Genomic DNA, 21278 nt, shown 5'->3' on the forward strand with positions numbered 1-21278 from the left:
TCTATGGAATATCAAGATATAGCTATTGGTCTAGATGTTGGGACTACGAAGATTGTAGCTATGGTAGGAAGAAAAAATGAATATAATAAAATTGAAATTTTAGGAATTGGAAGATCTAAAAGTATAGGAGTACATAGAGGAGTAGTTAACAATATTACTCAAACTATTGAATCAATTAGAGAAGCTGTAAATGAAGCGGAACATAGTTCTGGATTAAAGATAAAAGAGGTTATTGTTGGTATTGCTGGTCAGCATATTAGAAGTCTTCAACATAGTGATTATATCACTAGATTAGATTTTGAAAATGTTATTAATATAAAAGATATACAACAATTAATTGATCAGGTTCATAAACTTGTTATGCTTCCAGGAGAAGAAATAATTCATGTTCTTCCACAAGAATATAAAGTTGATAGTCAAGCAGAAATATGTGAACCAATTGGAATGTATGGAAATAGATTAGAAGCTAATTTTCATGTAGTAGTAGGTCAGATTTCTTCTATTAGAAATATTGGTATATGTGTGAAAGCAGCTGGACTCAATTTAGCTGGTATGACTTTAGAACCTCTAGCTTCTGCAGAAGCTGTTTTGAATACAGAAGAAAGAGAAGCAGGAGTTGCTTTGGTTGATATAGGAGGAGGAACTACTGATTTAGCTATATTTAAAGATAATATTATTCGTCATACTGCTGTGATTCCTTTTGGAGGAAATATGATAACTGAAAATATCAAAACAGATTGTTTAATTATTGAAAGACAAGCAGAATTATTAAAAGTCAAGTTTGGATCTGCTTGGCCAGGAGAGAATAAAGAAACAGAAATTGTTTGTATTCCTGGATTAAGAGGAAGAGATCCTAAAGAAATTTCTTTAAAACGTCTTTCTAGAATTATTCATTCTAGAGTAAGTGAAATTTTGGAACAAGTTAATATCGAATTAAAAACTTATGGAAATGAAGAACACAAGAAAAGACTTATAGCAGGAATAGTTATGACAGGAGGGGGATCACAATTAAAACATCTTCGTCCGTTAACAGAATATATTACAGGAATGGATGTACGTATTGGATATTCTAATGAACATATTTATGGATTAGGAAATGGAATGATTAGTAATCCAGAATATGCTACATCTATAGGATTAGTAATTAGGGGATTGAAAGATAAAAATCACAAAATTTTTAACTATTCTACAGAAATAGAAGAAACTAATCAGGTTTTCAAAAAAAATAAACATAATAGATTTTCTTCTTATAAATGGAATTTTCATAATAAAACTTCACAATATAAAAATAAATCAAAATCTTTTTTTGAAATTTGGGCAGATAAGTTTCGTCAAATACTGAATGATACAGAATAAGATGAAAAAAGAAAATGTTATTATACAACAAAAAACAGAAAATAATAATAATCAAAAAGACAATATTAAAGGGTTGAATAAAAATCGTTCTGCCTCCATAAAGGTTATTGGAGTTGGAGGTGGTGGAAGCAATGCATTGAGTTATATGTTTGAACAAGGAATTAACGGAGTTGATTTTATAGCGTGTAATACAGATTCTCAAGCTTTGCAAAATAATCCAGTGCCTTTAAAAATTCAATTAGGGGCTTCTATTACAGAGGGCTTAGGAGCTGGAGCAGATCCAGAAATTGGAGAAAAAGCAGCTCTAGAGAGTTTAGAAGAGATAAAAAATATTTTAGATTCTAATACCAAAATGACTTTTATAACAGCTGGAATGGGAGGTGGAACAGGAACAGGCGCCGCACCAATTATTGCAGGTATTTCAAAAGAAAAAGGAATATTAACTGTAGGTATAGTGACTATTCCGTTTCACTTTGAAGGCAAAATGAGATTGCAACAAGCTCAAAAAGGAATAGAATCTTTAAGAAAAAATGTAGATTCATTGATTGTTATAAATAATGATAAATTAAGAGAATTATATGGTAACCTTGGATTTAAAGCAGGATTTGCTAAAGCAGATGAAGTATTAACTACTGCAGCAAAAGGAATTGCAGAAGTTATTACACATCATTATAAACAAAATATTGATTTAAGAGATACCAGAACAGTATTAAAAGAAAGTGGAACTGCAATTATGGGATCAGCTATTTCTATAGGAGAAAATAGAGCAAAAGAAGCAGTTATACAAGCATTGGATTCTCCTCTTTTAAATGATAATAAAATAACTGGAGCAAAAAATGTTCTTTTGCTAATAGTTTCAGGAAAAATTGAAATTACAATAGATGAAATAGGAATAATTAGTGATTATATTCAAGCAGAAGCTGGAAATAATGCAAATATTATTATGGGATTAGGAGAAGATGAAAAATTAGAAGAAAGTATTTCCGTAACTATAGTAGCGACTGGATTTCCTACAGAAGTACAAAGATTTATTAATCATGAAGAAAAGAAAATATTTCATAAGTTAGAGGATAATAAAAAATTAAAACAAGATGGAATACATCCTTATTCTATAATCGATACGGAGCCATATAAAAAAAAACCTGGATACTACAAACAAAGTACATCTGAAAATTTAGATACTTATTCTTTAGATAACAATAACAAAAATGACTCTTTTTTTAATCAGATTAATAAGAATGGTAATAACACTATTAATGAAAAAAAACAAATTCAGTATTATAAAACACAAGAACATAAAAAAAAATACTTACTTGAAGATCATTTTGATCTTCCTATTTATTCTAATTATAACGAAGACTTAAATAATAATAATAATAATCATACTCAAAAAAAATAATAAATAAAATTAGCATCATAAATCAGCATTATATGGATGATTTTGTAATTCCAAAAGGAACTAGAGATTTTTCATCTATAGAAATTAAAAAAAGAAATTACTTAATTAAAATTATTAGAGAAAAATTTGAGATTTTTGGGTTTTCTCCTATAGAAACTCCTTCTTTTGAAAATTTATCCACTCTTATGGAAAAATATGGACAAGAAGGAGATTATTTAATATTTAAATTACTTCGTTCTGGGGATATTTTAAAAAATAAACTTTTAAATTATTTAAATAATAACAAAAATAATTTTGATATTATTAATTATACTACTATAATTAAAGAAATATCTAACAAGGGATTAAGATATGACTTAACAGTTCCCTTTGTTCGTTATGTATCTATGCATAGAAATGAAATAACTTTTCCTTTTAAACGATATCAAATACAACCTGTATGGAGAGCTGATAATCCACAACAAGGAAGGTTTAGAGAATTTTATCAATGTGATGCAGATATGATAGGATCTCAATCTGTTTCTTCATTATGGCAAGAAATTGATTTTTTGAAATTATGTGATGAGATTTTTAATGCATTAAATTTTTCTGTTATTATCAATATTAACCATATAGATATTTTAAAAGGATTAGCAGAAATATCTGGTATAAAAAATCATCTATGGAAAGATTTTATTGCTTCTTTAGATAAATGGAATAAAATGGGAAAACATGTAGTGAAACACGAAATGATACAAAAAGGAATTTCGTATAAGTCTTTTGAAAAGATATCTATTTTTTTTGATATGAAAGAAGATTTTGACAAAAAAATAGATATTATAATCAAAGCTTTTCAATATTCCAAAACAGGAATAAAAGGAGTGAAAGATATTAGTTTTATATTTCAAAATATGAATAAGTTGTCTTTAAAAAAGATCAAATTACAATGGAACATGTCTTTATCAAGAGGAATGAATTATTATACAGGAACTATATTTGAAATCACAGCTAAATCTATTATAAAAAAACAAAATGATGTAGTAAAACATAAACAATCTATCGGAGGTGGAGGAAGATATGATAAATTATCTAGTTATTTTGGAATGAAAAATTTTTCTGGTATAGGAATTTCTTTTGGATTAGATAGAATATATATATATATGGAAAAACATAATTTATTTTCTATAATTAATAATTGCAAATTTCCACCATCAAAAGTATTATTTATTAATTTTGGAGAAACAGAAGTGATACATGCATATCATATGATAAGTTGTTTAAGAGATCATGGAATTTCTACTCAATTATATCCTAATGCAATCAGTATAAAAAAACAATTTTTGTATGCTGATAAAAATAATATTCCATTTACCATTAGTATAGGCAAACAAGAGATAGAAAATAAAAAAATAAAAGTAAAAAATATCAACAATAGAATTGAAATAGAATATGATAATTTACAAAATGTAATTCAACATTTAACTTCTTATTTTAAATCAAATGCAAGTTTATTTGTTGAATAACTAATAATATACTATAAATTTTATATTACTATTAATGATATTATTATAATACAAATGTTAATGATTTTATTTTTTTTATTTAAAATCTATAATATAAACTAAATAATGATCATCTATTTTTCGATAAAAAGCAGAAAATTTTTTACTATAGGATTCCTTAATTACCCAACAAGATATAGAAGAAGTTTTATAATTTGTATCTATACAAAAAGGAGATACTTTATAATGATCTAAAAAACTATAAAATTGACCTCCCTCTAATTTATATAAACTTTCTTTAATTCCCCATATAATATGCAAATAATCTTCTTCATAATGAGGATTAATAAAAATTGATTCATCTTCTCTCAAAAATTTTTTCTTAATTTTCAATATTTTTTTGTCTTGTCTCAATTTTTCTATATCTATCCCTATATGATATGAACTGACAGCTATTGCTATCTTCTCAAAAGAATGACTAAATGAAATATATTTATTTTTTTCTTCATTTTCAATAAATGGTTTTCTTTTATGATTATAAAAAATATTGTTATTAATGCCTATATATTTTAGAGCATAACGTATCCCTAAATATTCTTTTTTTCTTTTTTCAGATAAAGAAAAAAAATGTTTTTTTTCTTTATCTGAAAGAATTACAGGTTCTAAATAATTGTTTTTTAAATATTCCCATCTAAAAACAATAATTTGTGTGTGTAATGTAGTAGTACGAATATTATCAATGTACATGAACAAAATATGTCTTAATTTATTTTTTATTTAATTTTAAACTACTATTCATTACTATTTTTTATAATAATAAAATGAGTGATTTGGTTTCACAAAAACAACAAATTATAAAAGCATTAGAAACTGTTTTTATAGAAAATAAAAAACAAAATATTATTCAATCTGGAATGGTTGAAAAAATAGATATTGATGAAAATGAAATTATTATTTTCATAAAATTAAATAATCCTACGATGCATGTAAAACAAAAATTGAAACAAACAATTTTTAAAACTATAGACATCTATAATAACAATATAAAACAAAAAGTGCGATTAGAAATCGCAAATAAATTAAATTATCGAAATAACAATAATAAAAAATTTACTGGCATCAAAAATATTATAGCAATAGCTTCTGGAAAGGGTGGTGTTGGAAAATCTATAGTTTCTACTAATATTTCTGTAACTTTAGCAAACATGGGATTTCACGTAGGTTTATTGGATGCCGATATTTATGGACCGTCTATTCCTATTTTGTTTAATATAAAAGAAAAAGATTTCTATTATGGTATAATTAAAAAAAACGAATGTACTGAAAGTTATATAATGAAACCTATTATAAAAAATAAAGTACATATTCAATCTATAGGATTTTTTTCTAAAGCTGGACAGGCTATAGTTTGGAGAGGCCCGATGGCTAGTAAAGCATTACATCAATTAATTCATGAAACTGAATGGGGATATTTAGATTTTTTAATTATTGATCTTCCACCTGGAACAAGTGATATACACTTGTCTATTTTACAAGATTTATCTATGACAGGGGTTGTTATGGTTAGTACACCACAAAAATTATCATTATCAGATGTTCATAGATCTATTGGTATGTTTCGTATTAATACCATATATGTTCCGATCATAGGAATTATAGAAAATATGTCGTCTTTTATTGACAACAGTCAACCTTTATTTGAACAAAATACAGTAAAAGAATTTGCCATAAAATTAGATTTATTTTTTTTAGGAAAGATCCCAATGATTAAAAAAATTCAAGAATATTCTGATTTAGGCATTCCAGTTGTTTTAAAAAATTACAAAGTAAAACAAATTTTTTTGCAAATAACAAAAAATATTATACGTAAATTAGATGAATTGGTTGAATGAATAATAATGCATTTATTTATACAATTATTTTATTATATCTACTTCGAGTGATAATGTTATATTAAATTTTGTTTTTATATTTTGTATTATTTTTTTTGAAAAACAGTATATTTCTTTTCCACTAGCGTTTCCATAATTGACTAAAATTATCGGTTGTTTTTTATATGATCCTACATTACCAATTTTTTTACCTTTCCACCCAATTGTTTCAATCAATGAACTTGCAGATAATTTTGCTTTTTGTTTAGAAACTTGAATACCTTTTATAGTTGGATATTTATCTTTTAATTTATTAAACTTTAATTTATTAACAATAGGATTTTTGAAAAAACTTCCTGCATTTCCTATTTTTTTTGGATTTGGAAGTTTTTTGGTTCTTATATTATAGATAGCTAGGCTTACATCGTAAATAGTAGGTTGTTTAATTTTCAGATTTTCTAATTCTTGTTGAACTTCAAGATAAGAAGTATTTATATTATGATATCTTTTTCTTAATAAAAAAGAAACAGATACGATAATGAATTGATTTATATAAGATGGATGCTTAAAAAAAGAATAACGGTATTTTAGTTTACATTCATTTTTTGAAAATATTATAAATTTATCTTTATTTATTTCATATACTTGAACTTCCAATAATACATCTTTTATTTCTGTTCCATATGCTCCAATATTTTGTATTGGAGCAGCGCCAACTGTTCCAGGAATATGAGATAAATTTTCTAAACCACCAAATCCTTTTTTTATTGTCCAATTAACAAAATTATTCCAATTTTCGCCACAAAAAGCTTGAACAATAACTTGATGTTTTTTTTCATATATTACTTTTTTTCCGGATATTTCCATTTTTACTACAATTCCAGGATAATAATTATTTATAAATAATATGTTGCTACCATTTCCTAAAAAAAATTTTGGTATTTTTGGATATATATTGCCTAATATATGTAGATTATGTAAATCTTTTATATTTTTAATAGTTAAAAAGTAATGTGCATATACCATTATGCCAAATGTATTCAGTTTTTGAATACAAAAATTATTTTTTATATACATACATATATAATAAATGCACAAATACAATTTTGTGCATAAGTATTGTATGATTAAATTTATCATTAAAAAATAATATAATATGAAAAAAAATGGAAATTTTATTTTTGGAGTCATTTTTGGTTCTTTAGCAGTCTTAATATTAAGTAAATTTTTTTCATCAAAATCAAAAGAAGATAAAATGATAAATATGTTTGGAGAAACAACGGAAAAAATCAAAGAAAATTTTAAAGAACTTGTAAAAAAGTTTGGAAAAATAGTTAAAGAAATGAAATATAATTTTGAACATAATAAATGTTGTAGTAAGAAAAATAAAACAGACAAAATAGATCAAGTAGAGGAAGAATTGGGGACATAGACCATTTTATTATTGGTTAAATAATATGTTTTTTTTTATTAAAAATTTATTAATAAAAAAAATTTCATCCTTAAAAAAGGAAATGGTTATATGGATAATTAACATTATGACAGAAATTTTACTTATTTTTTTTTTTATTATACTTTTTATAATTATTTTGTTTGTAGGTAGTATTTTACTGTCTTTCATTTTATCTTATTATTTTAACAACTATATTTTTGGTTTTGGTTTAGTTGTACTTATTTATTTTTTTATTTTATTTTTTACATTTTTTGTTTTCAAAAATATTATTCGATTTTTCATTAAAAATTCACTACAAAAAATGTTTGATAGATATAATTAATTTTTTATGAAAACATTTCAAATTATTTATGGAATTCATCCGTTAATAGAAGCTATTAAAGAAAAAAAAATTATAAAAAAATTATTTTTTCAAAAAGAAATTAATATCAAAATAGGAGCCAATTATAAAAAATTACTATACTTGTCGAAACAAATGAATATTCCTGTACATTTTGTTTCTAAACATCGATTTGATCATGATCAATTAAAATATAAAAACCATCAAGGAGTTTTTGCCTTGTTATCACCTATAAAAACTTTTAATATAAAAAACTTACTACCAACATTTTATAAACAACATAAAAATCCACTATTGCTTGTTTTAGATCGCATTACAGACGTAAAAAATTTTGGATCTATTATTCGTACTGCAGCTTGTTCAGGTGTACATTCTATTATTATTCCAAATAAATCTACAGCAAGGATTAATTCCGATTCTATTAAAACTTCTTCAGGGGCTTTATTCAAAATTCCAATATGTAAAGAAAACAACATTCAAACAACTATCAGATATTTAATTAAATCTGGATTACAAATTATCTCAGCAACAGAAAAATCTGATATTTCTTGGTATAAAATAGACTTTTCTGGTCCTACCGCTATTATACTTGGAAATGAAGAAAATGGTATTTCTAGCAAATATTTAAAGTTATCTTCATATCAAGTCAAAATTCCATTATCAATACAAGGCATATCTTCTTTGAATGTTTCAGTAGTTTGTGGAATATTATTATATGAAGTTTTTAGACAAAGAAAAATTAAAAATCAGATTGAAAGTGCCGTAAAAAATTAATATCATTCTCAAAATAAATTCTTATATCATTAATTTTATAAATTAATATAGAAAGTCTTTCTATCCCTATTCCAAAAGCAAATCCTGAGTAAATTTCTGAATCAATATTTACGTTTTTTAATACTTCTGGATCTATCATTCCACAACCCATAATTTCTATCCAACCCATTGTTTTTCCAAAATATATGTCCACTTCTGCACTTGGTTCTGTAAATGGAAAATATGAAGGGCGAAATCTGACTTTTGTTATATCACCAAAAATAGAATGTATTAAATATAGAATAGTTTGTTTCAAATCTAAAAAAGTAACTTTTTTATCGATATAAAATCCTTCCGCTTGGTGAAACATAAAATGAGAATGTGTAGATATTGTCTCATTTCTATATACTTTTCCTAAAGATATTATTCTAAAAGGTGGAACATGTTTTTTCATATATCGTATTTGTACAGAAGATGTATGTGTTCTCAGTAAACTATTTATATGTTTATATAGGAAAAAAGTGTCTTGCATTTCTCTAGATGGATGTTCTGGTGGAATATTTAAAGCTGTAAAATTATGCCAATCATCTTCTATTTCAGGTCCTTCTACAACAGAAAATCCAATTTTAGAAAATAAATCTATGATTCTATGTATTAAAATAGATATAGGATGCATAGATCCTATTTGTTTATATGTCCCTGGTAAAGTTGGATCAAAATGAGGTATCTTTTCTTTTTTTTGAAATTTTTTTAATTGTATTTTTTCTTTTACCTGTTTTTTTAAATTATTAATAATTTTTCCAAAATACTTTTTGTCTTGAATAGAAAAATTTTTTAATTTTTTAAATAATAAAGTTAAAATACCATTTTTTTTACCTAAAAATTTAATTCTAAATGATTCTAATTCAGAATCACTTTTTGCATCAAATACTTTGATTTCTTCTTTTATTTGTTCTATTTTTTGTTGTATTTCCATACATAAATAATATTCATGTAATCTTATTATATTATATTACTTGATTTACTGCTGAAGTGATACAAATAAATTATTTAAAATTATACATATTGCGAAATATTATATAAAATTTTTGAATTTATATTTATTTATGATATTTTTTTGAAATGAATAATATTACAGACATAATTATTGTATTAATATTTTTATATAGTGGATATTCTGGATATCAGAAAGGATTAATTGATCAACTATTTAAGTTTATTATACTATTTATTATCCTATATAAAGGAATTATTGTTTTTCAGTTAGTTTCTAAAGTTGTTTCAGAATATGTTCTTCATAATCATGAACTTGTAAATAAAAATCAATTATTATTTTATATTTATTCTATATATTTTTTGATGATAATATTTATATCTTTTTCAATTAAAAAAATAATAGAAATTTTATTAAAAACGACTTGTGGTCCTTTTATTAATAAAATATTAGGAAGTTTACTAGGAATTACAAACTCTTTTGTTTATATCTCTATATTAATTTCTTTTTTGAAAGAAATGAATAATAAAATTCATTTCATTCCTTATAAATATTTTCACAAATTCTTCTTTGAAGAAGAATTTCAATATATTTTCTTGATATTTAAAAATGTTTTTATATTTTTTTTAAAAAAAATGGCAGCATTGTATGATATACTTTAAAGTATGGTATGTTGAAATAATAAATAAATTGACAATAAAATCTTTTTACTTTACTAACATCATAGTATTATATTAGTTACATCATCTGTGTATTAGTATTAATTATTATAATCAATTTGTTTTATATGTTGTATGTAGTACTATGTAGTAGTATGTAGTATGTAACAAATAGAATTAATCATGATTTATAAAATTTCATAATATTTTTTTAAAGTTGTTTCTAAAGTAAAATTTCCATTTTTAAGAATCGTTGTTTTTTCCATAACTGTTTTATCTGATGTTTTTTGAGAAGTTTTATAACTTTTATAAAAAACAAATGTTATTAAACATAAAAAAAATATCATTGCCCATTCTTTTAAAAAATCTAAAATAGTAGCCGTAATACCAGACATTGTAAATGCAATTAATCCAGTTAGAAACCAGCCTCTTATAACTTTTAAAACTCCTGAAACCCTGTATACTGCAGTTTATATATCCCAAGCTATATCTGAAAGCGATGTTCCCATAGAAACCATGAAAGTAACAAAAGTAGTAGATAGTGGAAGTTTATGAACAGTAGCTATATAAATAAGTATACTTGATATGGTTAAATTTGAAGAAGCTATTACTAGATCAAAGGCAATACTGTCATCTTTTTGTATTTTTTGTTTAAAATTTTTTTCTATTTTAACTAAAAACCGTTTGGAAAATAAATTGAAAAATTTATTTCCAACGAATAAAAAAAATCGAACAATTTTTCTAGACATAACAAAATTTGACAAAAAAGTGTCATGGTCATGTTCTTCATGTTTTCTGCTTAAATTAAGTTCTGTGCTAGAAATTTTTTTAGTTGTTGTAGAAACCCAAAGTGTTAATATCATAATAATTCCTGAACAAATTAAAATTAAAGAAGGAACAGGAACTTTTCCAGATAAACTTGTCATATGTAATTTTTCCGCTGGAGGACAACCTGCTGATGTCCATATGTTGTAAGACTGAATACTCGCTATAGGTATTCCGATAAAATTTACTATATCATTTCCTGAAAAAGCCATTGATAAAGAAAATATCTCATATAATACAACAAATTTTAAAATGTTATATCCTAATAAAGAAACCAATAGCTTTGATCCCAATAGACATATAAAAAATAACAATAACAAAACAAGATAAAAATGATGATGTATACACATGATCAAAGGATGTATCAATAAAGAAAATTTTGTTAAATGCTCTTCCATCACTTTATGTATTACTTTAAAAATATGTCATAATACTCAATGAAATAGCAGACCATATCATATAACTCCTATACATGGTAATTTACTTTTATATTCAAAGCTGAATAAAAAACGAATAAAATAGTGAATTAATGAACCAGAAGTAAAAGAAATTAAAATAGATAAAAAAATTACTATTCCAATTTGAAGTGTTTTTTCTGCTTTAATATAATGACTTAAATGATGTAACGGTTCATTACATAATGGAGAATACATTTTAATTATTGCTATACTCAATGCACCTCCTAATAAACAAAACACCATTGATACTGTGGTAGAAGATGTTGGTAATTGGTAATCCTAAAGTATTAAAAATATACAATAATATGATATCTGAAATCATGACAGCTAGAAAAATCAAAATTAGATCAGATAAATAAAAATAAGAAGGATCAAAAACTCCTTTTCTTGCTACTTACATCATTCCGCTACGCTAGACAAAAAAGAACCAAACAATAATATTCCCAAGTTAGCAAATATCATAATAGTTTTTCTAGAAGCTACTTTAGATCCAAGAGCAGAATTTAGAAAATTGACTGCATCATTAATTAAACCAACAATAAGATCAAAAATAGATAAAATAAACAAAATCACTATAATTAATGGATAAAAAAGTTTCATAATAAAAATGAATAATTATATCAAACAAATTATATATTTATTTATGAAAAATTTTTACAATTCTTTTAAAGATTCCTTGATAATATTTTCTAAATCCAATTTTGGATTTTTATTTATAACATGATCCAAAACTTTTTTAGAGTCTTTATGAGAAAACCCAAGTGTTATTAAAGCTCTTAAAGCTTCTTGTTGTTTGTATTGATATTCATTTTTTGTATTTTGAGTAATAATAACTGGGTCCATTTTATCTTTAAGTTCTATAATTATTCTTTTTGCAGTTTTATTTCCAATTCCTTTAATTTTTATAAATACTTCTGGATCCTCTTTATATATAGATTGTTCTATTTCATTTGGAGTTAAGTAAGATAATAAATTTATAGCTGAACTTGGCCCTATTCCATTCACTGAAATTAAATGTGAGAACATTTTTCTTTCTATTTTATCAAAAAAACCGTACAATAACTGTTTATGTTCTTTCGTAAACAGATAAGTATATATGATAATTTCTTTCCCATTTTTTTGTTCTGACAAAGAATAATAAGTATATACAGATATATATATATAATATCCAACTCCGTTACAATCTATAATTAAATTAGATTGATTTTTTTCTATTAATTTTCCTCTTAAATGTGTTATCACTGTAATATTTTTCAAACATAAACAATGAAAAATTTTTTATTTATTTTTTTATAAATAAAATTGTTATTGGAACTCCTATAAAATCAAAATGATATCGTATTTTTTTTTCAGTAAATCTTTTGTAAGATTGTTTTATTAAATGTGGATAATTAGAGAAAAAAATAAATTTAGGAGTAGCAGACGTTGTGGATTGAGTACAATATTTAATGTAAATCCTTTTTTGTTTTATAGAAGGTGGTGGATATTTTTTTAGAATTGGTAACATGATATTATTTAACATATTTATTTTTAATTGTTTTTTACGCATTTCTAAAATGCGTTGAGCTATAGGAAATATATTAGATAATCCATCTCTATTTTTTGCAGAAATAAATAAAATTGGAACATTATAAAATGGGGAAATTTTGTGTCTAATGAAAATTTCTAAATTTTTCATAAAAAAATAATAATTATTTTGGTTTTTTAATAAATCACATTTATTAATAAGAATAATTATTCCTTTCTTATTTTTTTCCACTAACCTAAATAAGTTACTATCCTGAGATTCCCATCCTTGCATGGCATCTATCAGAAGAAAACATATATCTGTATATTCAATCGTTTTGATAGTCCTTATCATAGAATAAAAATCTAAACTGTCAACAATTTTAGATCTTTTTCTTACTCCTGGGGTATCTACTAACATACAATTATATTTTTGAGAAAAAACATCTAAACTATCTCTAGTAGTTCCAGAACAAGGAGTAACTATATTATGATATTTTTCTAAAAAAGAATTAATTAATGTAGATTTTCCCACATTTGGACGACCTATAATAGCAAAATTTGGAATGGTTAATTTATTTTCTTGAATTTTATTATTATATTTTTCTAAATATATTTCTATTAACTTTTCTAATAATTCTCCTATTCCACTTCCATTGATAGAAGATATACAGCAATAAGAAACAAATCCTAAACGAAAAAAATCTGTATCAGAATACATATTTTTTCCTTTATCTACTTTATTTACTACTAATACAATTGATTTATTACTTTTTCTTAACAATTGTGAAATTACAATATCAGTATCTAAAATTCCAATTGTGATATCAACTACAAATAAGACTACATCAGATTCTTGAATTGCTATTAATATTTGTTTTTTAATTTCTGTTTGAAGTAGTACATTTAAAAATTTTTTATCATGACTATCTTTATCTGTATATCCACCAGTATCTATGATAGAAAAAATAATTCCATTCCATTGCAATTTTCCATAAACTCTATCTCTTGTAACTCCACTATTTGCATGTACTACTGATTTTTTTCTTCCCACAAGACGATTGAATAATGTAGATTTTCCTACATTTGGACGTCCAACTATCGATACCACATAACTCATTTATGATAATAATTAATTTACATACAATCCATAAAATTATATTTTTTTTATTTATTAGTTTTAATGATTTGATTCATTCATGTTTTATCTTTTTATCAAAGTGTATTATATTTAAATCAAAAAATAATGCGTATAGATATTGTTAGTATTTTTCCTAGATTATTTAATGAATTTTTATACAATTTTCCTGTTAAAAAAGCAATTCATAAAGGACTTTTAGAAGTTCATGTTCATGACTTACGTAAATATGGCATAGGCAATAAAAAAAAAGTAGATGATTATCCATATGGAGGAGGTGGAGGAATGGTATTAAAAATAGAACCTGTATATCAATGTTTTAATACACTTTTATCAGAACGACATTATGATGAAACCATTTTTATGACTCCAGATGGCAAGTGTTTTACACAAGAATACGCCGAACAGTTAACCAATACAACGAACTTATTAATTCTTTGCGGTCGTTACAAAGGAGTTGATCAAAGAATTATAGATCATTTAATATCTAAAGAAATATCCATAGGGCCTTATATTTTATCTGGTGGAGAATTAGCAGCAGCTGTTATTGTTGAATCTATAACTAGGCTTTTACCTGGAGTATTGAATAATTCAAATTCTATTGTTGGGGGCAGCACTTATACGACGACGTATCCTATTTATACCCGTCCATGTATTTATAAAGGCTGGACTGTTCCACAAATACTTTTGTCGGGAAATCATATCAAAATTAAAAATTGGCGAAGAATTAATTCAAAAAATCAAGATAAAAAATTCATATAATATATTTTATTTGGTTTATTATATTTTCGATTTTTTACATTTTTACACGTCCCATTTGAGCATCATATAATACTACTATACCATTGTAATTTAATGTTTTGCAAAACATAATAATATTGTAAGTTTTTTATGTGTTAAGCTTTATTTTATGTCAAAGTTTAACCTAACCATACATACATAACCAGCAAGCAGCATATCATACTAAAGTATTTTTTATACTAAACTTTATCATGGATGTATGATTGTTTATTTACCAAATTTTCACCTTATAACATGTTTTATATCTATATTTATTGTAAAACTATAATTTTTTGTTAAACAAAATAATAAAACTTTATAATCAAATTCATATAATATGATCAAAAGGACAGATTATACGGCAGATAGTATACAATCATTAGAAGGTATTGAACATATCAGAATGAGACCTTCTATGTATATAGGAGATATTGGAACTAGAGGATTACATCATTTAGTGTACGAATTAATAGATAATTCTGTCGATGAGTCATTAGCCGGATTTTGCAATAAAATATGGGTTACTATTCATAACAATGGATTTATTACAGTTTTAGATAATGGACGTGGAATTCCAATTGATATTCACAAAAAAGAAGGTAAATCTGCATTAGAAGTAGTTATGACTAAAATTGGAGCAGGAGGAAAATTTGATAAAAATTCTTATAAAGTATCTGGAGGATTACATGGAGTAGGAATTTCTTGTGTCAATGCGTTATCCACCAATTTGATTGCTACCGTTTATCGTCATGGAAAAATATATCAACAAGAGTATTTTAAAGGGAATCCTACTGGACAAGTAAAATGTCTAGGAGAAACTAAGATGCAAGGTACAAAAATACATTATATAGCGGATATATCTATTTTTACAACTTCAACATATAATTATGATTATATATCTAATCGTTTGCAAGAATTAGCTTTCTTAAATAAAGGATTACATTTATTCTTAAAAGATGAACGAAAAGATAATAATAAAAACCAAAAGAGTCAATATTTTTTTTCTAAAAATGGATTAAAAGAATACTTAACTCTTTTAGAAAAAGATAAAATATCATTAAATAAAAACATTATTTTAATTGAAGAAAAAAAAGACAATTCTATGATAGAAATTGCTATGCAATATAACAATTCTTTCAAAGAACGAATTTTTTCTTATGTAAATAATATAAATACTTATGAAGGTGGAACTCATATTACCGGGTTTAGAAGAGCTTTAACAAGAACTTTAAAAAAATTTTTAGATTATACTATTACTACAAAAGAAAAAGATAAATTAGAATGGGTTGGAGAGGATTGTAGAGAAGGACTTACCGCAATTATTTCTATAAGAGTTGTAGAACCTCAATTTGAGGGGCAAACCAAAACAAAATTAAGTAACCATGAAATTGGAGGAATTGTAGATAAGATTGTTGGAGAAAAGTTAAATAACTTTTTAGAAGAACATCCGAATGATAGAAAAAAAATTCTTGATAAAATTTTGTTATCTGCTAAATCACGTCAAGCTGCAAAGAAAGCTCGTGAATTGATACAAAATAAGATACCAATACAACAAACTTGCATACTTCCAGGCAAATTAGCAGATTGTACTTTTAATGATCCAGATAACAGTGAAATTTATTTGGTAGAAGGAGATTCTGCAGGTGGCACTGCTAAACAAGGAAGAGATAGAAATTTTCAAGCTATTTTACCTTTGAGAGGAAAGATTATTAATGTTGAAAAATCTTCTGCATATAAAATCTTTGAAAATGAAGAAATTAAAAATATATTTATATCTTTAGGAGTTACAATGGAAACAGAAGACAACAAAAATATTTTAAATATTCAAAAATTGAGATATAAAAAAATAATTATTATGACAGATGCAGATATAGATGGTAGTCATATTTCTACTCTAATTTTGACGTTATTTTTTAGGTATATGAAACCTTTGATCGAAAAAGGATATATTTATATTGCAACACCTCCATTGTATTTAATCAGAAAAGGAAGACATATTAAATATGCTTGGAATGAACAAGACCGTGTTAACATTATAAATAATTTAGGAGGCTCAAAACGTGTTAACGTACAAAGATATAAAGGATTAGGAGAAATGAATGCAGAACAACTTTGGGAAACTACAATGAATCCAGAAAAAAGAACTTTACGAAAAGTTTGTATAAACAATATATTAGAAGCAAACCAAATCTTCTCTATTCTTATGGGAGAATCAGTTCCGCCAAGAAGAGATTTTATAGAACATAATGCAAAATTTGCCAAAATAGACATATAATTTATAATTGATGTTATACAGTCATACAATTAATTTCATTAATGAATTATATTCAATCCATACTTTTAGGGTTTATTGAAGGTGTAACTGAATTTTTACCAATTTCTTCTACAGGACATATGATTTTTATTGCTGATATGATGGGGATTTTAGGAAAAAAAGTTACTAATTTATTTTTAATTTCTGTTCAATTTGGAGCTATTTTGTCTGTTATTGTGTTTTATAGAAAAAAAATTGTATTGAAAAAATTGAATTTTTATATAAAAATTTTTATAGCATGTTTACCGATAGTATTTTGTGGATTGATTGTGAATCATCAAAATATATTATTATTTGACAAAACAATGTTAGTATCAATTTCTATGATTTTAGGAGGCATAATTATTTTACAAGTTGATAATTATTATAATAAAAAAATATTAAAAAATAAAAATATTACTTATTTTCAATCTTTTGTAATTGGATTAATCCAATGTTTTGCAATTATTCCAGGTATATCTAGAAGTGCTACTACTATAATTACTTGTATGTTACAAAATATTAATAAAATACAGTCTATTGAATTTTCTCTATTCTTGTCTATTCCTATCATTATCATTGCAACATGCAAAAATTTATTAGATTATTTTTTACAAATCAATTATTTTATTTATCCATTTGAACTACATATTTATCCTTTATATTTTGATTACGAAGAAATAAAATTTTTAATAATTGGAATCATAGTATCTTTTGTCACTGGACTTTGTGCAATCAGATGGGGTGTAGAATTTATGAAAAAACATAGTTTAAAATTTTTCGGATATTATAGAATTCTTTTTGGTTTTATTTTTATGTTGTATTTGATTTTTTATTAACCAACCATACATTAAATTTTTGATTTGCTTCTTCATTAGTTAATCCCCCTTTCTTAACTCCCTCTAACAAATGTTTTTTAAACAGAACTCCATTTTTTCTAAAAATTGATTTTACTGTATCTGTTGGTTGAGCTCCTTTGACTAACCATGATATAGATTTATTAATATTTAATATTGCATGGTTATGTTCTTCTTTATGTGGATTATAATTTCCTAATTTTTCAATAAATTTTCCATCTCTTGGAGAACGAGAATTAGCTACCACTATATGATAAATTGGTTTGTGTTTTTTACCAATTCTTTTTAAACGAATTTTCAATGACATAATAAAATTAAAAAATAATAATAATAATAAATCAACATGTATATTGATTTCATATTATATAAAATTATGCAGAATTATCATGTAAAAAAAATAATCTATATTTACACAGATATAGACCCGTTGTGTAAAGGAAGCACAGCAGATTTTGGTTCTGTTAGTTGGGGTTCGATTCCCTACGGGTCTGTTACTGTAATACTTGATTTTGTTAAATCATCCTGATTTTGAATTTTTTACAAAATGATTATTGGAATGAAAGTAAAAAAAGAAAAAATTTTGCTGATAGCATTCTTAAGTTTTTTAGCTGCTATTTTGATGCATTTGTCAAAATCTTTTTTAGGGTTTAATAAATTTACCCTTTGTTTATTAAGATATTGTGTTATCTCTCTTTTCATGTTTTATGCTTGTTTGAAAAAAGACTTAACCACTTGGATTTTGTTATCTATTATTATAGGAATAGAAATTGGATTAGACCAACCTAAAATAGCAGTAGAACTTAGATTTTTTTCTCAAATCTTTTTAAGATTAATTAAAACAATCATAGCACCTATTTTATTTTCAACTTTGGTAGTTGGAATTGCAAGTCATTCGAATATTAAACAATTAGGTAGTATGGGATGGAAATCCCTTTTATATTTTGAAATAGTGACAACGTTAGCTTTATTTGTTGGTCTTCTAGCAATTAATGTATCTCAAGCTGGCGTTGGAATTGCTATGCCAGCAGGAATTACTGAAAAACAATTACCTAAAGTAGAAAATCGATCTTGGCAAGAAACTATTATTCATGTATTTCCTGAAAATTTTGTTAAATCTATTTATCATGGTGATGTATTACCAATTGTTGTATTTTCGGTGATTTTCGGAGTATCTATGGTGTTTGTGGAAGAAAAGAAAAAAAACACCATACTGTTATTTGCAGAAAGTCTTTCAGAAGTTATGTTTAAGTTTACTAAAATTATTATGTATTTTGCTCCTATAGGGGTTGGGTCTGCAATAGCTTATACTGTTGGGCACATGGGATTGGATATATTATATAATTTATTTCAATTATTATTGACTCTGTATATTGCTTTAATAATCTTTTTATTAGTTATTTTATATCCTATTCTGTTATGGATCAAAGTTCCTTTAAAAGCGTTCGTAAAGGCATTAACAGAACCTGTATCATTAGCTTTTGCTACTACAAGTTCAGAATCCGCTTTACCTCTTTTAATGGAAAATTTGGAAAAACTAGGAGTACCTCGCAAAATTATAGCTTTTGTAATTCCTACAGGTTATAGTTTTAATTTAGATGGAACTACACTTTATTTATCTTTAGCTACTGTATTTGTAGCGCAAGCTTCTGGAATACCACTTAGTTTTAGTCAGCAAATTATTATAGGATTAACTTTGATTTTAACTAGTAAAGGAGTAGCCGGAGTTCCTAGAGCCTCTTTAGTAATACTTTTATCAACTGTAGCATCTTTTGGATTACCTACATGGCCTATATTAGCAATTATAGGAATAGATGAATTAATGGATATGGCTAGAACTACTGTTAACGTAATTGGCAATGGATTAGCAAGTTGTGTCATTGCTCGTTCAGAAGGAGAATTAAATGATAAAAAAATGTTGGAATACAATAAAAACTAAATCTGTAGAAGGAGAAATATTAAAAAAAAGTCCTTCCAATATAGCTCTAATAAAATATTGGGGAAAACAAAAAAATAAAATTCAAATTCCATTAAATTCATCAATTAGTTATTCCCTAGGAGGTATTTATACCGTTACTAAACTAATTTTTTATCCTAGAAAAGAAAAAAAACAATCAATTAGAGTTTTTTATTCTGGAAAAGAAAAAATTAGTTTTATTCCAAAAATATTAGAATTTTTTAAACGAATTTCATATTATTGTTCTTATTTAAAACATTTTAATTTTATAATTAATACTTATAATACTTTTCCACACAGTAGTGGACTAGCTTCTTCTGCATCATCTATGAGTGCATTAGCTTTATGTATCATGGAAATAGAAAAAAAATTCAAAATTACTATTAATAAAAATTTTTTTTTTAAAAAAGCATCTTTTTTAGCCCGTTTAGGTTCCGGTAGTGCATGCAGATCAGTTTATTCTGGATTGGTTGTATGGGGATATCATAAATCGATCATAGGTAGCAATAATTTGTATGCTATTCCCTATCCTTATAAAATACATAGAATTTTTAAAAATATAAGGAATACTATTTTAATCATAGATGACAAACCTAAATATGTGTCTAGTTCTGACGGCCATAAATTTATGCTTAAGAATCCTTATTATAAAGAACGAATAAAATGCGCAAATAAAAATATGGATAGAATGATTTATCTTCTTAATACTGGAAATTTTAAAGCATTTGGAGAATTAATAGAATATGAAGCATTAAATCTTCATGCAATGATGATGACTTCAAATCCTTATTTTTTATGTATGAGACCAAGCACCTTGAAAGTACTTTATAAAGTATGGCAATTTCGAAAATTAAGCAAAAATAATGTTTTTTTTACATTAGATGCAGGAGCAAATATTCATTTGTTATATCCAAATAAAGAAAGAAAAGATATTATAAAATGGATTCATAGTGATTTATTATATAATTGTAAAAAAATTATCAATAGTTATTGTAAATAAATTTTATATTTGTTATTTTATTCATTCATCATACCATACAAAATTATAGTAGTAATAGTAATAATGGTGGTGGATGTAGCTCAGTTGGTTTAGAGCATCAGATTGTGGTTCTGAGGGTCGCCGGTTCGAATCCGGTCGTCCACCCACCCCCCCCTACACAC

General features: G+C 24.9%; 22 protein-coding genes and 2 tRNA genes. 14 read left to right on the forward strand and 10 right to left on the reverse strand.

The features are described from left to right. The first annotated feature begins 3 nt into the window (after window positions 1-3). From ftsA to hisS, 3 genes are read left to right on the forward strand one after another with little or no spacing between them, the layout of a single operon-like run. Entirely contained in the window at window positions 4-1356 is a 1353-nt protein-coding gene (ftsA, locus tag H0H38_RS01180; RefSeq protein WP_185872944.1) for a cell division protein FtsA, read from the forward strand. Between the two features lies 1 nt (window position 1357). Then, the gene (gene ftsZ, locus H0H38_RS01185) at window positions 1358-2755 is read left to right on the forward strand and encodes a cell division protein FtsZ (RefSeq protein WP_185872945.1); all 1398 of its coding nucleotides are present in this window, start codon (window positions 1358-1360) and stop codon (window positions 2753-2755) included. A 32-nt stretch (window positions 2756-2787) separates the two neighbouring features. Next, window positions 2788-4257 carry a histidine--tRNA ligase gene (gene hisS, locus H0H38_RS01190; RefSeq protein ID WP_185872946.1) on the forward strand — a complete coding sequence of 490 codons (1470 nt, stop codon included), beginning with the start codon at window positions 2788-2790 and terminating at the stop codon, window positions 4255-4257. A 75-nt stretch (window positions 4258-4332) separates the two neighbouring features. On the opposite strand, the gene H0H38_RS01195 is transcribed toward hisS, so the two are convergent. Then, window positions 4333-4983, reverse strand: a complete 651-nt coding sequence (locus tag H0H38_RS01195) for a 4'-phosphopantetheinyl transferase family protein (RefSeq protein ID WP_185872947.1) — start codon at window positions 4981-4983, stop codon at window positions 4333-4335. A 74-nt stretch (window positions 4984-5057) separates the two neighbouring features. On the opposite strand from H0H38_RS01195, the gene H0H38_RS01200 reads away from it, so the two are divergent. Further along, the gene (locus H0H38_RS01200) at window positions 5058-6128 is read left to right on the forward strand and encodes an Mrp/NBP35 family ATP-binding protein (RefSeq protein ID WP_185872948.1); all 1071 of its coding nucleotides are present in this window, start codon (window positions 5058-5060) and stop codon (window positions 6126-6128) included. Between the two features lie 24 nt (window positions 6129-6152). On the opposite strand, the gene murB is transcribed toward H0H38_RS01200, so the two are convergent. Next, window positions 6153-7184 (reverse strand): UDP-N-acetylmuramate dehydrogenase, encoded by a 1032-nt coding sequence (gene murB / locus H0H38_RS01205; protein WP_185872949.1) that lies wholly within the window; start codon window positions 7182-7184, stop codon window positions 6153-6155. 79 nt (window positions 7185-7263) lie between these two features. Here murB and H0H38_RS01210 point away from each other — a divergent pair, with 79 nt between their 5' ends. Both H0H38_RS01210 and rlmB read left to right on the forward strand, forming a co-directional pair. After that, window positions 7264-7539: a YtxH domain-containing protein gene (locus H0H38_RS01210; protein WP_185872950.1), complete on the forward strand. Its 276-nt coding sequence runs from the start codon at window positions 7264-7266 to the stop codon at window positions 7537-7539. 349 nt (window positions 7540-7888) lie between these two features. Beyond that, entirely contained in the window at window positions 7889-8674 is a 786-nt protein-coding gene (gene rlmB / locus H0H38_RS01215) for a 23S rRNA (guanosine(2251)-2'-O)-methyltransferase RlmB (RefSeq protein ID WP_185872951.1), read from the forward strand. Here the strand turns inward: rlmB and pheS are convergent. Then, the gene (gene pheS / locus H0H38_RS01220; protein ID WP_394798863.1) at window positions 8640-9629 is read right to left on the reverse strand and encodes a phenylalanine--tRNA ligase subunit alpha; all 990 of its coding nucleotides are present in this window, start codon (window positions 9627-9629) and stop codon (window positions 8640-8642) included. The genes rlmB and pheS overlap by 35 nt on opposite strands. Before the next feature lie 146 nt (window positions 9630-9775). Here pheS and H0H38_RS01225 point away from each other — a divergent pair, with 146 nt between their 5' ends. Next, window positions 9776-10309, forward strand: coding sequence for a CvpA family protein (locus tag H0H38_RS01225; protein WP_185872952.1), 534 nt, complete (start codon window positions 9776-9778; stop codon window positions 10307-10309). A gap of 185 nt (window positions 10310-10494) precedes the next feature. Here the strand turns inward: H0H38_RS01225 and H0H38_RS02810 are convergent, their stop codons facing one another. From H0H38_RS02810 to der, 6 genes are all read right to left on the reverse strand, one after another. Beyond that, window positions 10495-10701 carry a hypothetical protein gene (locus tag H0H38_RS02810; RefSeq protein ID WP_238785426.1) on the reverse strand — a complete coding sequence of 69 codons (207 nt, stop codon included), beginning with the start codon at window positions 10699-10701 and terminating at the stop codon, window positions 10495-10497. 75 nt (window positions 10702-10776) lie between these two features. After that, on the reverse strand, window positions 10777-11529 hold the full coding sequence (locus H0H38_RS02815; RefSeq protein WP_238785427.1) for a hypothetical protein: 753 nt from the start codon (window positions 11527-11529) through the stop codon (window positions 10777-10779). 57 nt (window positions 11530-11586) lie between these two features. Continuing rightward, window positions 11587-11832: a hypothetical protein gene (locus H0H38_RS02820; RefSeq protein WP_238785428.1), complete on the reverse strand. Its 246-nt coding sequence runs from the start codon at window positions 11830-11832 to the stop codon at window positions 11587-11589. Between the two features lie 156 nt (window positions 11833-11988). Beyond that, window positions 11989-12189: a hypothetical protein gene (locus H0H38_RS02825; RefSeq protein ID WP_238785429.1), complete on the reverse strand. Its 201-nt coding sequence runs from the start codon at window positions 12187-12189 to the stop codon at window positions 11989-11991. Window positions 12190-12243: 54 nt separating this feature from the next. After that, complete coding sequence (gene ruvA / locus H0H38_RS01235; protein ID WP_185873004.1) at window positions 12244-12831, reverse strand: Holliday junction branch migration protein RuvA; 588 nt, start codon at window positions 12829-12831, stop codon at window positions 12244-12246. Between the two features lie 40 nt (window positions 12832-12871). Continuing rightward, window positions 12872-14215, reverse strand: coding sequence for a ribosome biogenesis GTPase Der (gene der, locus H0H38_RS01240; protein ID WP_185872953.1), 1344 nt, complete (start codon window positions 14213-14215; stop codon window positions 12872-12874). 126 nt (window positions 14216-14341) lie between these two features. On the opposite strand from der, the gene trmD reads away from it, so the two are divergent. The 3 genes from trmD to H0H38_RS01255 all read left to right on the forward strand — a co-directional run bounded on the left by trmD (window position 14342) and on the right by H0H38_RS01255 (window position 18145). Next, window positions 14342-14995: a tRNA (guanosine(37)-N1)-methyltransferase TrmD gene (gene trmD, locus H0H38_RS01245; protein ID WP_185872954.1), complete on the forward strand. Its 654-nt coding sequence runs from the start codon at window positions 14342-14344 to the stop codon at window positions 14993-14995. Window positions 14996-15350: 355 nt separating this feature from the next. Further along, window positions 15351-17288: a DNA topoisomerase (ATP-hydrolyzing) subunit B gene (gene gyrB, locus H0H38_RS01250; RefSeq protein ID WP_185872955.1), complete on the forward strand. Its 1938-nt coding sequence runs from the start codon at window positions 15351-15353 to the stop codon at window positions 17286-17288. A 41-nt stretch (window positions 17289-17329) separates the two neighbouring features. Then, entirely contained in the window at window positions 17330-18145 is an 816-nt protein-coding gene (locus H0H38_RS01255) for an undecaprenyl-diphosphate phosphatase (protein ID WP_185872956.1), read from the forward strand. Here the strand turns inward: H0H38_RS01255 and rpsP are convergent. Next, on the reverse strand, window positions 18120-18470 hold the full coding sequence (rpsP, locus tag H0H38_RS01260) for a 30S ribosomal protein S16 (protein WP_185872957.1): 351 nt from the start codon (window positions 18468-18470) through the stop codon (window positions 18120-18122). The genes H0H38_RS01255 and rpsP overlap by 26 nt on opposite strands. A gap of 113 nt (window positions 18471-18583) precedes the next feature. On the opposite strand from rpsP, the gene H0H38_RS01265 reads away from it, so the two are divergent. The 4 genes from H0H38_RS01265 (at window position 18584) to H0H38_RS01280 (ending at window position 21261) form a co-directional block, all read left to right on the forward strand. After that, a tRNA-Gln gene (locus tag H0H38_RS01265) sits at window positions 18584-18654 on the forward strand. A gap of 53 nt (window positions 18655-18707) precedes the next feature. Further along, entirely contained in the window at window positions 18708-20099 is a 1392-nt protein-coding gene (locus tag H0H38_RS01270; RefSeq protein ID WP_185872958.1) for a dicarboxylate/amino acid:cation symporter, read from the forward strand. Beyond that, window positions 20065-21117 (forward strand): diphosphomevalonate/mevalonate 3,5-bisphosphate decarboxylase family protein, encoded by a 1053-nt coding sequence (locus H0H38_RS01275; protein WP_185872959.1) that lies wholly within the window; start codon window positions 20065-20067, stop codon window positions 21115-21117. The genes H0H38_RS01270 and H0H38_RS01275 overlap by 35 nt, the downstream gene beginning before the upstream one ends. A 69-nt stretch (window positions 21118-21186) precedes the next feature. Beyond that, window positions 21187-21261 (forward strand) — tRNA-His (locus H0H38_RS01280). The last annotated feature ends 17 nt before the right edge of the window (window positions 21262-21278 follow it).

Source organism: Blattabacterium cuenoti (assembly GCF_014252355.1).
Classification (GTDB): Bacteria; Bacteroidota; Bacteroidia; order Flavobacteriales; family Blattabacteriaceae; genus Blattabacterium; species Blattabacterium cuenoti_AD.

What these genes read in the sequence shown, in the direction of transcription:
- ftsA (WP_185872944.1), top strand. Translation starts at nt 4, where the DNA reads ATGGAATATCAAGATATAGCTATTGGTCTAGATGTTGGGACTACGAAG.
- ftsZ (WP_185872945.1), top strand. Translation starts at nt 1,358, where the DNA reads ATGAAAAAAGAAAATGTTATTATACAACAAAAAACAGAAAATAATAAT.
- hisS (WP_185872946.1), top strand. Translation starts at nt 2,788, where the DNA reads ATGGATGATTTTGTAATTCCAAAAGGAACTAGAGATTTTTCATCTATA.
- H0H38_RS01195 (WP_185872947.1), bottom strand. Translation starts at nt 4,983, where the DNA reads ATGTACATTGATAATATTCGTACTACTACATTACACACACAAATTATT.
- H0H38_RS01200 (WP_185872948.1), top strand. Translation starts at nt 5,058, where the DNA reads ATGAGTGATTTGGTTTCACAAAAACAACAAATTATAAAAGCATTAGAA.
- murB (WP_185872949.1), bottom strand. Translation starts at nt 7,184, where the DNA reads ATGTATATAAAAAATAATTTTTGTATTCAAAAACTGAATACATTTGGC.
- H0H38_RS01210 (WP_185872950.1), top strand. Translation starts at nt 7,264, where the DNA reads ATGAAAAAAAATGGAAATTTTATTTTTGGAGTCATTTTTGGTTCTTTA.
- rlmB (WP_185872951.1), top strand. Translation starts at nt 7,889, where the DNA reads ATGAAAACATTTCAAATTATTTATGGAATTCATCCGTTAATAGAAGCT.
- pheS (WP_394798863.1), bottom strand. Translation starts at nt 9,629, where the DNA reads ATGGAAATACAACAAAAAATAGAACAAATAAAAGAAGAAATCAAAGTA.
- H0H38_RS01225 (WP_185872952.1), top strand. Translation starts at nt 9,776, where the DNA reads ATGAATAATATTACAGACATAATTATTGTATTAATATTTTTATATAGT.
- H0H38_RS02810 (WP_238785426.1), bottom strand. Translation starts at nt 10,701, where the DNA reads ATGTCTGGTATTACGGCTACTATTTTAGATTTTTTAAAAGAATGGGCA.
- H0H38_RS02815 (WP_238785427.1), bottom strand. Translation starts at nt 11,529, where the DNA reads ATGGAAGAGCATTTAACAAAATTTTCTTTATTGATACATCCTTTGATC.
- H0H38_RS02820 (WP_238785428.1), bottom strand. Translation starts at nt 11,832, where the DNA reads ATGGTGTTTTGTTTATTAGGAGGTGCATTGAGTATAGCAATAATTAAA.
- H0H38_RS02825 (WP_238785429.1), bottom strand. Translation starts at nt 12,189, where the DNA reads ATGAAACTTTTTTATCCATTAATTATAGTGATTTTGTTTATTTTATCT.
- der (WP_185872953.1), bottom strand. Translation starts at nt 14,215, where the DNA reads ATGAGTTATGTGGTATCGATAGTTGGACGTCCAAATGTAGGAAAATCT.
- trmD (WP_185872954.1), top strand. Translation starts at nt 14,342, where the DNA reads ATGCGTATAGATATTGTTAGTATTTTTCCTAGATTATTTAATGAATTT.
- gyrB (WP_185872955.1), top strand. Translation starts at nt 15,351, where the DNA reads ATGATCAAAAGGACAGATTATACGGCAGATAGTATACAATCATTAGAA.
- H0H38_RS01255 (WP_185872956.1), top strand. Translation starts at nt 17,330, where the DNA reads ATGAATTATATTCAATCCATACTTTTAGGGTTTATTGAAGGTGTAACT.
- rpsP (WP_185872957.1), bottom strand. Translation starts at nt 18,470, where the DNA reads ATGTCATTGAAAATTCGTTTAAAAAGAATTGGTAAAAAACACAAACCA.
- H0H38_RS01270 (WP_185872958.1), top strand. Translation starts at nt 18,708, where the DNA reads ATGATTATTGGAATGAAAGTAAAAAAAGAAAAAATTTTGCTGATAGCA.
- H0H38_RS01275 (WP_185872959.1), top strand. Translation starts at nt 20,065, where the DNA reads ATGATAAAAAAATGTTGGAATACAATAAAAACTAAATCTGTAGAAGGA.